The sequence below is a fragment of the Prauserella sediminis genome (assembly GCF_014195435.1).
Taxonomy (GTDB): Bacteria; Actinomycetota; Actinomycetes; order Mycobacteriales; family Pseudonocardiaceae; genus Prauserella; species Prauserella salsuginis.
In genome coordinates this window covers 1,814,609-1,828,578 of sequence record NZ_JACIBS010000001.1, presented here as the reverse complement: position 1 = coordinate 1,828,578, position 13,970 = coordinate 1,814,609, and the positions used below count along the sequence as shown (strand labels likewise).

The following is a 13,970-nucleotide window of genomic DNA, read 5'->3' as shown; positions in this document are numbered from 1 at the left end:
GTCACATTGGCACGGCCCAACTGGCCGTCCGCAGCCGGCTACCCGGCCGTGCGAACCCGCAGGAACTCCTCCATCGAAAAGACCTTCGCCCCGATCCGGGCGGATGGCGGCAGCAGATCGGCCACGTCGCCGTAGGGCATCACCGCCGGATCGACCACCCGGTGGCTCGCACCGTCGTGAACGATCGTGGCCTCGCCGGCGGCGAGAATGTTGCGAGCCCAGTCGACCCGCGAGGTGTACGGCAACGCGATCAGGAAGCCGCCGCTGATCGGCACCGGGGTCACCGGCGTCGCGTACTCGCGGCCGCTCGTGCGTCCCCGGTGGTGCACCACGCCGTTGCCCCGCCCGGCGGTGCCGGCGGTCGGCAGTACGGCCGGGGTCATGACGTGCTTGCTGAACTGACGGACCCGGTCCTGGACGGCGGGCGACTTCCGACGCATCGCGACGACGAACGCGCCCAGCGCGGCGGCCACGGCGACGAGCACGGAGATCAGCAGGCGGCGCATCCCCCAACCGTACGGTGAGGCCACTACCGCTGCACGACGCTCGACAACCCCGAACCGGGCCTGCGCGGGATCCGAATCGCGGCACACAGGATTACGTCGGCCCACCCCGGTTCGCCCGCGCCATGACCCGGCGATGGGCCTCGCGCACCAGGTCGGCGACGAGCCCGTGCGTCCGTTCCCCCGGGTTGACGACGGCCACCAGGCCGGCGCGCGCATACACCGGATGCGGCAGCACCGTGTCGGTCGCCGCGAGGTCGACGTTCGCGAAGTCCACAGCGGCCGCAGGCCGTCCGACGAGCTGGGCGAAGCGCTCACGGGTGACCTGCACATTGATCCGCCACCGGCCGTCGGCGTCGAGCCGGGACTCCTCGTCGCCGGGATAGTTCTTCGTGACGATCGTGGCGTAGGGCTGTATCCGCTGCGGAACCTGCCCGTCCGGCGAGTAGTAGAAGAAGTGATCGCCCCACGCGAGCTCCGGATACGCACTGCCCGGCTCCGGCGAGAGCACCAGCGAACCGGAAAGGGACCGGGCCACTCCGAGAATGTCGTCGATGGTCATGACTCAAGTCTGTTATTGAAGTGCTTATGGAGGGTTCGACGACCGGCGACCGCTCGCTGACCACGGCTTCCCTAGCCTCGGCGTCCGGGTACAGCCCACAGCAGGTGCGCGACCTCGAACGTCTCGGCGTCATCCCGCCCGCCACGAGGGCCCCGAACAACTACCGGCGATTCACCCCACGACACGTCGTCGCGCTACGTGCTTACCGAGGGCTGGCCGCCGCAATCGGCCCCGTCGTCGCACGCCGCACCCTGCGAGAGGTCCGCACCCTGCCGCTCGACCAGGCGGCCGCCGTCGTCAGCGCACTCCACGTCGACCTGACCCGCCTGCGCACGCAGGCGCTCGACGCAGTGGCGGCGCTCCGGACGATCCGCTCCGAGACCGACTCGTACACGGCGGAGACGTCGGCCGACGCCATGTCCATCGGCGAGCTGGCGGAGGCACTCGGGGTGCGCACCTCGACGTTGCGGTTCTGGGAACGCGAAGGGCTGGTGCTGCCGGAGCGGGTCACGTCGTACGGGGCGCGGCGATACCCGCAGGGCGCCATTCGCGAGGCGCGCATCACGGCCGCGTTGCGCGCGGCTGGCTACGGCATCCCCGCGGTGCGCGGCACCCTCGAGACCGTCCGCGAGCTCGGCGACGTCGACGCGACCGTCGAGGCACTCCAGGGCAGATTGACCGACCTCGCCCACCGCATGGTCGCCCTGGTCGCGGCGGGCGCCGACATCGCGGCGCTGCTCGGCGACGCGGAACGGGGATGACATGCCGACGGGCCGGCCGGAGCCGTCGCGGACGCAGAACACGCGGGAGGACGCAGCCGCGCCCAGCGGATCGTCGAGGGGTGGTGGTCGGGCGACGGGCCGGAGCAGAACACGCGGGTCTGGGCGCAGAACACACGGTGCTGAATGCAGGACACGCGGTGCTGGGCGCAGGACACGCGCGTCGGTCAGTTGAGTTGCAGGTCGCCCGGGTGAGTGGCGAGCAGTGCGGTCGGCAGGCCCTGCCTGCGCAGGACGTGTGCCCACAGGTCGCGGTGGGGCGTGGCCAGCACGTCTCCCGGCAGGGCGGGCACGATCAGCCAATCGCCGCGGTTGATCTCCGCGGCGAGCTGTCCCGCGTCCCAGCCCGCGTACCCGGCGAACACGCGCATGCCGCGAACCTTGGCGACGAGCTCGTCGGGGTCGGCGTCGAGGTCGACCAGCGCCACGGGACCGCGAACCGCGATCAGACCTTCCAGTTCGGAGGCGTCCTCGCCGGTGCGCAACGCGGCCAGGCACAACGCCGTCTTCTTCTCCACCGGGCCACCGACGAACACCGATTCCGGCTCGACGACGTGCGAACCCCAGCCCGGCAGAACCTCACCCACCGGCACTTCGCTCGGCCGGTTGAGCACCACCCCGAGCGTTCCCTCGTCACGATGATCGATGACGAACACGACCGTCCGCCGGAAGTTCTCGTCGAACATCGTGGGGGCGGCGACCAGCAGTGTTCCCGGTTCCACCTCGGAGTCCGCTTGCACGCCGGACATGATCCCACCCACGTGGGTGGGCGAAGGGAACGGAGGGGCTGTTTGCGGTATCGCCAACGTCCCTCTGGACCTGACGTGAAACTTGCTGTAAGTGAGCGGATCCCGGCTCGCCGTGATCGGTAACCCGTTAAGGTGAGGCGGGCCGCGCGACGGCCGTCCGGGGCCACGCTGGGGGCGAGTCCCGGGCCGGGTCACGACCCGCTGGAGCGCGGCCGGGCGTCGGGGGGGGCACGCTCCGCGGCCGAGCGGGCGAGTCCGGCGAGGGTGGATACAGTAAAGCCCGCGTGAACCGCGGGTGGGGACCGAAGCGAGGGGGAGAGGAACGCGTGCGACACCGAGTCGAAGTGGCAGAGCGGCCGGACGCGTTGTACGCGCTGTGGAACGGGCAGATGTTCCGCGCGCAACGTTCGACGACCGATTCCAGTGTGCTGCTGACACCGTTGCCCGGCGAGGACGCGCCCGAGGAGTTCGACACCGAGGCCCACGGCACGCGCGGCAAGGTCGTCCCCGCGGAGGAGGCGCCCGCGACGTTCGCCCTCCACACCTACTGTCTCCACGACGACGAGCCGTACCTCGTCGAGCCCGCGTCCGACGACGGTGAGCTGATCCTCCGCTGGACCGGCACCGACGAACAGCGTGCCCGCGATCTCGGCCTCGTCGACCTCACCACCAGGGTGAAGGACCCCGACACGATCACCGCGCTGTGGCAGGAGCGGCACGACTTCGCCGCCGCCCACACCCCGCGGAGCGAACCGGGCACGGGTGACGTGCAGGCGCTGCTCAAGGCCATCGGGAGGACGCTGCTGGGGTTCCTGCCGTCCGGCTGGCAGCGGGTGGCGGCACAGTTCCGGCAGGTGGGCGACTACTCGGAGCTCGAGGTCAAGGCCGACGCGGGAGAGGACACCGCGGTGTCGCTGTCGGCTCCGCCGCAGCTCGGCCAGCTGATGTCGCAGCTGCGGTCGGCGATGTACACACCGGAGGACGGCACCTGGTTCCAGGGCACGTACGCACTCGACCCGCAGCGCAACTTCGATTTCGACTTCGACACGGTGGCCGAGCCGCAGTGGCAGCTACCGCCCGCGGGCAGACGTACCGCACGCACCTACGATGCCGAACTGGAGTACTTCCCGCGCAAGGAGCCGCCGCCGTGGCTCGCCGGCAAGGCGGGCAAGCCGCTCGACGTCGAGTTCCGGCACGCGCGGGTGCTCGACAGCGGCGGCGAGGGCGAGCAGCCGGTCGTCAACCGGCCGCCGCTGCCGCAGGAGGAGATCCCGCGCGTGCTCGGGTACCTGTTCCGCGCGCCGGTGGTGCTGGCCAGGCAGGGCGGGCTACGGGACGTGTTCGCCCCGCAGGGCGCGCCGCACGACGTGCCGGATGCGTTCCACACGGACGGCACCTGGATCTGGCCGGCCGCTGTGCCGCACTACCTGCGCAAATACGGTGTGCCGCCGGAGTCGGACCTGCTCGACGCGATCAGGGCGCAGCAGTACAACGTGCCGTACGCGAACCGATCGGTGCGCGTGACGGCCGAGGCCGACCTGCTGGGCAAACCCCGGCCACCGCGTGCACCCGAGGACGTCGCGGAACCGAGCACCCTCACCAAGGTCCAGCGCGGCGTGGAACCGCGGCGGCTGCGCGCGTCGGAGGTGCTGTCGGCGCTGCGGATGCGGCTCGCCGAGTACGGCATCGGTGAATCGGCGTACCGGATCGGGGCGACCGCCGACGACGTGTGGTGTCTGCACCGCACGGCCAACGGCTGGGAGGTCGCGCGCTACGCCGACGGTGCCCCGGTCGAACCGCGCTACTTCCCGCGGGTGCACGACGCCGCGGAGGCACTGCTCGGATCGTTGTTGCTGCTGCCGGGGCGCATGGGCGGCGGCACGTCGGCCGAACAGGAGCACCCGACGGATTGGCCGATCCAGCCGCTGCGCGGGGAACCGCCGTTGCCGTTCTTCCGCAACAAGCGCATGGTCACGTTGCCCGTGGGGATGCGGCTGCGGCGGTTCGGAGGCGAGCAGGGCAACCTGCTGCACCCGGACCGGACGCCGTTCCCGGAGACGTCGCTGCCGACCGAACGCGAAGGTGACCTGCGGACGTTCGTCGTCAAGCGGCCGGTGCACGTGCTGACGGGCGTGACGGCCCCGTGGGGGCCGCTGCCCGGCGGAGCGGTCGGGTACCTGTTGCCGCGTCCCATCGGCGCCCATGTCGAGTCCGGCGCGCTGGAGCGCGTGTAGCCGTCACGAACGGCCCGTTCACACCCACACCCACACCCTCCCGGCGATGCCCCGAAGGGCACCCGCCGGGCGGGTGAAGGGTTGCCGACCGGGAATCGGCCTCCCGCTAGTCGGCGGGGTCGATGCCCTGCTCGGTGGCCCAGCGGCGGAGTTCGGCGACGGCCTCGTCGTGGTCGAGCGGGCCGCGATCGAGGCGCACTTCCTTGAGGTGCTTCCACGCCTTGCCGACGATCGGTCCGGGTTCCACGCCGAGGACGCGGATGATCTCGTTGCCGTCGAGGTCGGGGCGCACCCGTTTGAGGTCCTCCTCCTCGGCGATCCGCGCGATCCGGGCCTCGAGGTCGTCGTACGTGCGCTGCAGCGCGGCGGCCTTCCGACGGTTGCGGGTCGTGCAGTCGGCGCGCACGAGCTTGTGCAGGCGCGTCAGCAGGTGGCCCGCGTCGTTGACGTAGCGCCGCACGGCCGCGTCGGTCCACTCGCCCTTGCCGTAGCCGTGGAACCGCAGGTGCAGGTACACGAGCTGCGACACGTCCTGCACGATCTCCTTGGAGTACCGCAATGCGCGCAAACGCTTGCGCGCCATCTTGGCACCCACGACCTCGTGGTGGTGGAAGCTCACCCCGCCACCGGACTCGAACCTGCGCGTGTCCGGCTTGCCGATGTCGTGCAGCAGCGCGGCCATCCGCAGCACCAGGTCCGGCTCCGACGCCGGTTCGTGGGAGGTCTCCAGGTCGACCGCCTGCTCCAGCACCGTCAGCGAGTGCTGGTAGACGTCCTTGTGCTGGTGGTGCTCGTCCATCGCCAGGCGCATGCCGGGCACCTCGGGCAGCACGACGTCGGCCAGCCCCGTCTCGACCATCAGCTCGAGCCCGCGCCGCGGCGCCTTCCCGAGCAGCAGCTTCGACAGCTCCGCCTGCACCCGCTCGGCCGTGATGCGCTCGAGCTCACCGGCCATGTCCCGCATCGCCGCGACCACCCGGTCGGCAGGCGTGAAGTCCAACTGCGCCACGAACCGTGCCGCGCGCAGCATCCGCAACGGGTCGTCGGCGAACGACTCCTCGGGCGTCGCGGGCGTGTCGAGCAGGCCGGATGCCAGCGCCGTCATGCCGCCGTGCGGGTCGACCAACGTCTTCGTCGACAGTTCGATCGCCATCGCGTTCGCCGTGAAGTCGCGGCGCACCAGGTCACCCTCGATCGTGTCGCCGAACGACACCTCGGGGTTGCGGCTCACGCGGTCGTAGACGTCGGCGCGGAACGTGGTGATCTCCAGCTGTACGCCACCCCTGGCCGCTCCGACGGTGCCGAACTCGATGCCGGTGTCCCACACGGCGTCGGCCCAGCCGGACACGAGCCGCTGGATCGCCTCCGGCCGCGCGTCGGTGGTGAAGTCGAGGTCCGACGACAGTCGGCCCAGCAGTGCGTCCCGGACGCTCCCCCCGACCAGGTACAGCCGGTGGCCCGCGTCGGCGAACCGCGCAGCCAGCTCGTCGGCGACGGGGGACACGCGCAGCAACTCCGCGACGGCGTTGCGCTGGGCGTCCTTCATCGCTCGCAGCTGGGATTCGGTGGTGTTCACGGCGGCCTGGTTCACGCCTTCGCGACCTCCGCGACGTCTGCGGCACCCGCGGGCCGGCGGGTGTTTCGGTTCAACACGGACACAGCAAGCCAGCCTACCGGCGGCGCGATGTGATCTAGCATCGCAGCATGCCTGGATCGGCCGGTCGCTCCGGTGATGCCACACCACGGCGCCGGCCGCGGCGCCGTCGAGGGCGGCGCATGACGACTGTCGACGAGACCTCCGCCGGTGGTCTCGTGGTCGATCCTGCACGCACGCACGCCGCGCTCATCGGCAGGCTGAACCGGCACGGCCGCCTACTGTGGTCCCTGCCGAAAGGCCATATCGAGGACGGTGAGACCGTCGAGGACACGGCCGTACGCGAGGTTCGGGAGGAGACCGGGATCGTCGCACGGGTGATCCGCCCACTGGGTTCGATCGACTACTGGTTCGTGGCCGAGCGCAGGCGGATTCACAAGACGGTGCATCATTTCCTCCTCGAGGCACACGGCGGCGAGCTGTCCGACGACGACGTGGAGGTCACCGAAGTGGCCTGGGTCCCGCTCGACGAACTGGATTCACGGCTCGCCTACACCGATGAGCGCAAGCTCGTGCGCAAGGCGCGAGAGTTGTTCGGGTAGCGGACACGCACGCCGGCAAGCACGCGGGCAGGCACGGACAGGCACGGAGGCGGCGAGCAGTGAAGAGGTTCAGCGCGTTCGCGCTGGCGTTGGCCTTCCTCCTCACGCAGGGGCTGTCCGCTCCCGCCGCGACCGCAGCGGCGACGACGGCGCTCGGCGCCGCCGACCGGGCCGCCCACCTGCAGCCGGCACAGGCCCAGCCGAGCCCTGAGCAGCGCCTCAGCGCTCCCGACCTGCTCGAGCTCGACATCGACACGTTCTCCCCGCGCATCCTCACCGCGGGGGAGGCGGACCGGACGCGCGTGCAGGTCACGGGCACGGTCACGAACACCGGCGACCGCGACATCTCCGACGTGGTGGCGCGCCTGCAGGTCGGCCAGACGGTCCCGACGACGTCGGCGTTCCAGCAGGCCGTCAGCGAGCCGCCGCCCGCTGACGCAGGGACGACGGAATGGGTGACGCTGACCGACGCGCTCGCGCCGGGGGAGTCGGCACCGGTGCGGTTCGACGTCCCTGCGGCCGACCTTCCGCTGGCGACTCCCGGCATCTACCCGCTGCTGGTCAACGTCAACGGCACCCCCGCTTACGGCGGACCCGCACGGCTCGCTTCGATGAACCTGCTGATGCCGGTGATCGACCCGCCGAGCGAGGCCGCGCCCGCGCGGACCACGCTGCTGTGGCCTATCACGGCGACCCGGCCGCGAGTGGTGTCCCAGCCGCACGACGACACGATCATGCTCGCCGACGACGGTCTCGCCACCGCGCTCGCGCCGGGCGGCCGGCTCGACGCGCTGGTCGAATCCGCGCTGGCCAAGCAGGAGAACTCGGCCCTGTTCGGGTCGATGTGCTTCGCGATCGACCCGGAGCTGCTCGACACCGTCGAGGCGATGACCGACGGCTACCGCGTGCGCACCACCGACGGGCACGTCGAAGGACAGGGCGCGCAGGACGCACGCAACTGGCTGGACAAGCTGCGCTCACTCGTGGCGTCGCACTGCGTCATCCAGTTGCCGTACGCCGACGCGGACCTGGGCACGCTCGCCGAGGTCGACTCCGAGACCGACCTGACGAGCATGGCCGTCGGCGGTGGACCGTCGATCCTGCAGCGCACGGGGGTGCAGCCGCGGCAGGGTGTGGTGTGGCCAGCGCACGCGCTCGACAAGGACGCGATGTCGGCGGCCACCGCGGCGGGCGCGCGAACGTTCCTCGTCCCGCCGGCGGCATCGACGAGCGCCGACGCCATTGGCCGCGTGTCGACCGCCGGGCAGGCGAGGACACTGACGTACGACCCGCTCGTGTCGGCGGCACTGACCGGCCGCAAGGCACGCGGCAACCGGCTGACCGCGGTGAACGACACCGAGGTCGCCACCCAGAACGGCATCGCGGCGCTGGCGCTGCGTGGCGGACTCGGCGAGCAGACCGGCGGACCGTTGGTGATCGCGCCGCCACGGCGGATCAACGCGACGACCGGTGAGCTGACCGCCTTCCTCGACGCCTACGCCCAGCTGCAGCAAGCGAACATGCTGACCCCGACGCCGCTCGACGAGGTACTGGCCACTCCGCCGCAGGGCGCGGCACCGGCCAGGGAACCGGGTGACGGCTCCGCCGCAGCCGCGCTCGACGCGGATCTGCTCAACTCGCTGTCGGGCACCGAAGCCACCACCGCCGAGCTGAACCGCGCGATGCGGGTCGACCCGGCGCGGCAGGTTCCGCCGGCCGAGCTGCTGAGGCCCCTGCACAACGCCGTCATCCGCGCGACGTCGTCGGCGTGGAGCGCCCGTCCCGCGACGGCGATGGCGGCGGCCCGCAGCGCCGAGGCCCAGCTCGACGACCTCACCGGACACGTCACCGTCGCGACGCTGGCTCAGCCGGTGCTGCGCGGGTCCGAGTCCGCCCCGTTGCCCGTGAGTGTGAGCAACGACCTGCCGGTGCAGATCCGCGTGCGGCTGCAGCTGGAGAACATCGCGGGGCTGCGGCCTGCGCACATCCCGGTGCAGACGCTGTCGGCCAACAGCACCTTCAGCCCGCAGGTGCCGGCCGAGACCCTCCGGTCGGGGCGGTTCAAGATCACCGTGTCGCTCACCACGCCCGGCGGTGCGAACCTCGGCGAGCCCGCCGAGCTCGAACTCAGCTCCACGGAACTCTCGACCGTGACGCTCGTCATCACGATCGTGGCCGGCGTGGCGCTCGTGCTGCTGTCGGGCAGGCGGATCATCCGCAGGATCAGGCACACGGGCGACGGCGAACCCACCTCGTAGCGAGGCCGAACGGCGGCGGCCTCACGTGCGCAGCCGTGACCGGTCACGCACCGCTACGCACGCCCATCCGAAACGGTCCCCACGGGACCTGAGTTTTACGGCCGTGCGCATTACCCTGAACCGAGCTTGACGCCGAGTTGATGGGGCACGCGTTGGACAGACAGCCGGGCCGGCCACCCGAACCCGGGGGCAGGCCGGGAGGACCGGCGAGGCCAGGGGGGCCAGCAGCATCCGAGGGGGATGACGCCATGCAGTGGCCGGGTGACTCCGCGGAGCCGCCTGCGCAGGATCCGCGCGCCGTCGACCCCGACGATCCCGACGCGCGCCGCCGAGACCCTCGCGGCCATGACCCCCGCGGCTCCGAGCCTCCCGAACCCCTCAACCGGGATCGCGACCGCCGGGAACACCACCCCGGGCAGCGCCCCGACGGCGACCCGCGCGAGCCCCGCCCTCCGCGTGCGGATCCGGGCTCCCGAGCGACACCGCCGCCGGGTCCGCCCGCCGCGCCACCCGCCGGGCCGCACGAGCCACAACGGAACGGTCGCCGCGCCCCAGAGGCCGGCGACCGGCGTGTGCCGCCACCCCCGGATGCCGAACGGCCTCCCCGTCGCGGCGCGCCACCTCCTCCGCAGGGAGCCGGGCCGCAGCAGCGGCCGCAGGGCCCGCCACCCGGCAGGCCACCCGTCGATCCGCGGGCGGGCCAGGAGCCGCCGCGTCGCGGCCACCCCGGCGGCCCGAACGCGCAGGGCCCCGGCGCCCCGCCGCCCGGTCAATCCGGGCCGCCGCAGGGCAGGCAGGCACCGCCGCCGGACCGCACGCGGCGCACCCGCCCTGCGCCGCCGCCGGCGGATCAGCGTCCACCGCAGGACAGCCCACCGCAGGACCGTCCACCGCAGGACCGGCCGCCCGAGCCACCCCCCGGCAGGCCGCCGCAAGGGTCCGCGGCTCCGCCGCCACCGGCTGCGGACCGGTGGCCGCCGCCTGACGAGCAGCTGCCGCCCGACCCGCGCCGCAAGCCGCCACGCCGTGGCAGGCCTCCCGAGGCCGCGCGGCGCGGTCCGGTGCGCCCGTGGCAGGGCGGTCCGCCTGCGGACCGGCCCGACGGTGCGGGCGTTCCCGGCGAACCCCCACGCCCACCACACGGCGGTTCCCACGACGGCCCACCGCAGGACCGCACCCGCGCCATGCCTGCACCGGAGGGACAGCCGCCACGCGGACCGCAGGCCCGCCCGACACCGCCACCGCTGCCGCCCGAACCGGACGCGACGGTCTACATCCCGCCGCGCTCGGCGCGCTGGCCGGGGATAGACCCGGACGTGCAGGGGCCGTACGACGAGCTCGCGACACAGATGATGCCGCGGATCCTCGACGGCCCCCGGCACACGGAGATCGGCGAACGGCTTCCCGCGGTCGGCGTCGACGAGCGCGCCGAACCCGAGGCCGAGCCGCAGCCCGCTGCGAAGAAGCAGTCACTGGCCAAGGCCACGGGGCGGATGGCCATCGCGACCATGACCAGCCGCATCACGGGTTTCCTGTGGAAGGTGCTGCTGGCGTGGGTGGCCACCTTGGGCGTGCTGTACGACTCGTTCACGGTCGCCAACACGATGCCGCTGATCATCAACGAGCTGCTGCTCGGCGGCGTGCTGACCAGTGTCGTCGTGCCGCTGCTCGTGCGGTCGCAGGACGACCCGGACGGCGGCGAGTCGTACACGCAGCGCCTGATCACGATGGCGATCACGATCCTCGGCATCGGCACGATCGCCTCGACCGCGGCCGCGCCGTGGCTGACGTCGCTGCTGATGGACGACTCGGGTGATGCGAATCCGCAGTTGGCGACGTGGTTCGCGTACCTGCTGCTGCCGGGCCTGTTGTTCTACGGCCTGTTCGCGGTGCTCTCGGCGGTACTCAACGCCAAGCAGATCTTCGGGCCTGCCCAGTGGGCTCCGGTGGTCAACAACCTGGTCATCATCGTCACGATCATCGCGTTCGCGCTGGTCCCGGGCGATCCGACGATCGTGCCGACGACCATGACCGACCCGCAGGTGCTCGTGCTGGGCCTCGGCGTGCTGACGGCCATGACCGCGCAGGCGCTGTTCCTCGTTCCGGCGCTGCGCAGGGCGGGGTTCCGGTTCAAGTGGAACTTCGGCCTCGACGAGCGGCTGAAGGAGTTCGGCGGGCTCGCGGCGTGGATCCTCGGGTACGTCGTCGTCAGCCAGATCGGCATGGTCATCAACACGCGCGTGCTCACGGCGGGCGCGGCCGGTGGCGCGTCGATCTACTCGAACGCGTGGCTGCTGTTCCAGCTGCCCTACGGCGTCATCGGCGTGTCGCTGCTGACCGCGCTGATGCCGAAGATGAGCAGGGCAGCGGCCGACGGCGACCACCGCAGGCTCGTCGGCGACCTCTCGTACGGGTCGCGGCTGACCACCCTGATGCTGCTACCCGTGTCCGCGGTGATGGCCGTTGCGGGCACGTCGATCGGTGTCGCCCTGTTCGCGCTGGGCAAGGGCTCGGTGGAAGACGCCGAACGGCTGGGGCAAGCGCTTGCGGTGTCGGCGTTCGGCCTGTTGCCGTACGCGCTCGTGATGTTGCAGATGCGCGTGTTCTACGCCATGAAGGACTCACGTACGCCGACGCTGATCATGGTCGTGATGACGGTGGTGAAGATCCCGCTGCTGTATCTGGCGCAGGCACTGCTTTCACCGACCCACGTCGTGCTGGGCGTGATGATGGTCAACTCGCTCGTGTTCGTCGTCGGCGCGGTCCTGGGACAGGTCTGGCTGTGGGTGAAACTGGGCAACCTGCGCAGCAAGCGAGTGGTTGGCGTCATCCTGTTCACGGTCGTCGCCAGCGTGCTCGGTGCCGCCGCCGCGGCGGCGGCAGGCATGCTCGTTCCGGACTTCCTCGGGATCATCGGCGGCGCCTGGGTGACGCTGATCCTGCAGGGCATCGTCGGAATGGGTGTCTCGTTCGGGGTACTGATGGCACTCAAGGTGGATGAGCTCGCACCGGTGACCAGGAGAGTCACCCGGTTGCTGGGCCGTGGCTAACAACGGAAGACACCGCCCTTGCACTGCGTGTTCACGTACCCTCTCTTAGAGACAGCAGGGAGCGAGAGCCGAATTTAGGGGGTCAGGCCGGATGGGCACGAGAGCGCAGCGTGGTGCGCTGGCGCCCGGCGGGGTCGTCGGTGACGGCCGCTACCGCCTGCTCGCGCAGTTCGGCATCGACGAACGCGCGGGCGCCCACCTGTGGCGTGCGCGCGACGGGCAGCTGCGCCGGGACGTCGCGCTGACCATGCTCGTCGGCGACCCTGCCGACCCGGAAGCCGCCCTGCTCGGCAGGCGCACGCTCGAGCGCGCCGCGCACGCCGCGACGTTCGAGCACCCCGGGGTGGCCCGGGTGCTCGACGTGCTGTCACTCGGCAGCGGCATCTCCTCGTCGGAGGGGCTGCTGGGCATCGTCGTGGCCGAATGGACCAAGGGCACCGACCTGATCGACCTTGTCGCCGAACGCCCCGTCGAACCCGGCGCGGCCGCCCGCATGGTGCGTGCCCTCGCCGAATCGGTCGACCAGGCACACCAGTCCGGCCTCGTGCTCGGGATCGACCACCCGCAGCGGCTCCGGCTCACCCCGGACGGCAGGCTGCGGCTGGCGTTCCCCGGCCCGCTGCCCGACGCCACGCTGCGCGACGACGTCAAGGCCCTCGGCTCGGTGCTGTATCTGCTGCTCACCGGGCGGTGGGCGCTGCCGGGCGGCCCGCCCGCGCTGCCGCCCGCACCGAAGTCGCCGACCGGCAGGATCGTGCCGGCCAAGTCGCTGCAGCCGCGGGTGCCGCCGGAGCTGTCGGCACTGTCCGTACGCACCATCGAGGACGGCGACCACGGCGGCATCCGCACCAGCGCGGCGATCCTGCGCGCGCTCGACCACGCCGCCGAGGCAGCCGAACGCGCCAAGCAGGCGCAGGCCGAACCGGCCGAGCCCGACGGCAGCGTGTGGACCACGAAGAAGCCGACCAAGGACAAGGCGCGTCGCCGCAAGCTCGCACTCGGTGTCACCGCACTCGTGTGCGCCGCCGTCGCCGTGCTCGCGTGGCTCGGCATGATGGCCATCAACTTCTTCCAGGACGACGGCGACACCTCGGGCCCGCCCGTCAACCTCGCCGACCCACCTGCCCAGCAGCAGGACGGCGGGCAGAACAACGGAAACGGCCAGAACAACGGAAACGGCAACCAGCAGACACAGACCGGCCGGCCGGTGCAGCCGTCGGAGATCACCGTCTACAACCCCGAGGGTGAAGGCGACAGTCCCTCGGACGCGCCGAAGGCCACCGACGGCGACCCCGCCACCGTGTGGCGCACCGACCTGTACAAGCAGCAGCTGCCCGCGCTGAAGCGTGGCGTCGGCCTGCTGGCGACCTTCGACGAGTCGATCGACCTGTCGAAGGTGCGGGTCATCGCCGACAGCCCCGGCACCGAGGTGGAGATCCGCACCAGCGACTCGCCGAACGCACCCCTCGACGCGACCGAGGTCGTCGGCCAGGGCAAGCTCGACGACATCAACACGACGATCTCGCTCGACCAGCCCGTCGACAGCACGCACGTGATCGTCTGGGTCAAGACCCTGGGAGGCGAGGAACCCGAGCTCAACTCCGAGTTCGGCGAGGTCAAGTTCCTGCCCTCGGCGTGA

At 71.6% G+C, this 13,970-nt stretch carries 10 protein-coding genes; 6 read left to right on the top strand and 4 right to left on the bottom strand.

Annotation, left to right across the window (positions count from 1 at the left end):
* Nucleotides 1-38: 38 nt before the first annotated feature.
* A complete protein-coding gene (locus tag FB384_RS08280) occupies nucleotides 39-506 on the bottom strand; it encodes a PNPOx family protein (RefSeq protein ID WP_183781051.1) in 468 nt (155 codons plus the stop codon).
* Between the two features lie 91 nt (nucleotides 507-597).
* Nucleotides 598-1,065 carry a DUF6194 family protein gene (locus FB384_RS08275; protein ID WP_221212672.1) on the bottom strand — a complete coding sequence of 156 codons (468 nt, stop codon included), beginning with the start codon at nucleotides 1,063-1,065 and terminating at the stop codon, nucleotides 598-600.
* Between the two features lie 26 nt (nucleotides 1,066-1,091).
* Between FB384_RS08275 and FB384_RS08270 the strand changes: the two genes are divergently transcribed.
* Entirely contained in the window at nucleotides 1,092-1,826 is a 735-nt protein-coding gene (locus FB384_RS08270) for a MerR family transcriptional regulator (protein ID WP_183781048.1), read from the top strand.
* A gap of 185 nt (nucleotides 1,827-2,011) precedes the next feature.
* Here FB384_RS08270 and FB384_RS08265 read toward each other — a convergent pair whose 3' ends face one another.
* Nucleotides 2,012-2,593, bottom strand: a complete 582-nt coding sequence (locus FB384_RS08265) for a YqgE/AlgH family protein (protein WP_183781045.1) — start codon at nucleotides 2,591-2,593, stop codon at nucleotides 2,012-2,014.
* 326 nt (nucleotides 2,594-2,919) lie between these two features.
* Here FB384_RS08265 and FB384_RS08260 point away from each other — a divergent pair, with 326 nt between their 5' ends.
* Nucleotides 2,920-4,827: a TNT domain-containing protein gene (locus tag FB384_RS08260; protein ID WP_183781042.1), complete on the top strand. Its 1,908-nt coding sequence runs from the start codon at nucleotides 2,920-2,922 to the stop codon at nucleotides 4,825-4,827.
* Between the two features lie 106 nt (nucleotides 4,828-4,933).
* Here the strand turns inward: FB384_RS08260 and FB384_RS08255 are convergent, their stop codons facing one another.
* A complete protein-coding gene (locus FB384_RS08255; protein WP_183785162.1) occupies nucleotides 4,934-6,373 on the bottom strand; it encodes a CCA tRNA nucleotidyltransferase in 1,440 nt (479 codons plus the stop codon).
* A gap of 158 nt (nucleotides 6,374-6,531) precedes the next feature.
* Between FB384_RS08255 and FB384_RS08250 the strand changes: the two genes are divergently transcribed.
* The 4 genes from FB384_RS08250 to FB384_RS08235 all read left to right on the top strand — a co-directional run bounded on the left by FB384_RS08250 (nucleotide 6,532) and on the right by FB384_RS08235 (nucleotide 13,970).
* Complete coding sequence (locus FB384_RS08250) at nucleotides 6,532-7,023, top strand: NUDIX hydrolase (RefSeq protein ID WP_183781040.1); 492 nt, start codon at nucleotides 6,532-6,534, stop codon at nucleotides 7,021-7,023.
* Nucleotides 7,024-7,082: 59 nt separating this feature from the next.
* Complete coding sequence (locus FB384_RS08245; RefSeq protein ID WP_183781037.1) at nucleotides 7,083-9,281, top strand: DUF6049 family protein; 2,199 nt, start codon at nucleotides 7,083-7,085, stop codon at nucleotides 9,279-9,281.
* A gap of 1,184 nt (nucleotides 9,282-10,465) precedes the next feature.
* Nucleotides 10,466-12,331 (top strand): murein biosynthesis integral membrane protein MurJ, encoded by a 1,866-nt coding sequence (murJ, locus tag FB384_RS08240; RefSeq protein ID WP_183781034.1) that lies wholly within the window; start codon nucleotides 10,466-10,468, stop codon nucleotides 12,329-12,331.
* 91 nt (nucleotides 12,332-12,422) lie between these two features.
* Entirely contained in the window at nucleotides 12,423-13,970 is a 1,548-nt protein-coding gene (locus FB384_RS08235; protein WP_183781031.1) for a protein kinase family protein, read from the top strand.

What these genes read in the sequence shown, in the direction of transcription:
- FB384_RS08275 (WP_221212672.1), bottom strand. Translation starts at nt 1,065, where the DNA reads ATGACCATCGACGACATTCTCGGAGTGGCCCGGTCCCTTTCCGGTTCG.
- FB384_RS08270 (WP_183781048.1), top strand. Translation starts at nt 1,092, where the DNA reads ATGGAGGGTTCGACGACCGGCGACCGCTCGCTGACCACGGCTTCCCTA.
- FB384_RS08255 (WP_183785162.1), bottom strand. Translation starts at nt 6,373, where the DNA reads ATGAAGGACGCCCAGCGCAACGCCGTCGCGGAGTTGCTGCGCGTGTCC.
- FB384_RS08235 (WP_183781031.1), top strand. Translation starts at nt 12,423, where the DNA reads ATGGGCACGAGAGCGCAGCGTGGTGCGCTGGCGCCCGGCGGGGTCGTC.
- murJ (WP_183781034.1), top strand. Translation starts at nt 10,466, where the DNA reads ATGCCTGCACCGGAGGGACAGCCGCCACGCGGACCGCAGGCCCGCCCG.
- FB384_RS08265 (WP_183781045.1), bottom strand. Translation starts at nt 2,593, where the DNA reads ATGTCCGGCGTGCAAGCGGACTCCGAGGTGGAACCGGGAACACTGCTG.
- FB384_RS08250 (WP_183781040.1), top strand. Translation starts at nt 6,532, where the DNA reads ATGCCTGGATCGGCCGGTCGCTCCGGTGATGCCACACCACGGCGCCGG.
- FB384_RS08280 (WP_183781051.1), bottom strand. Translation starts at nt 506, where the DNA reads ATGCGCCGCCTGCTGATCTCCGTGCTCGTCGCCGTGGCCGCCGCGCTG.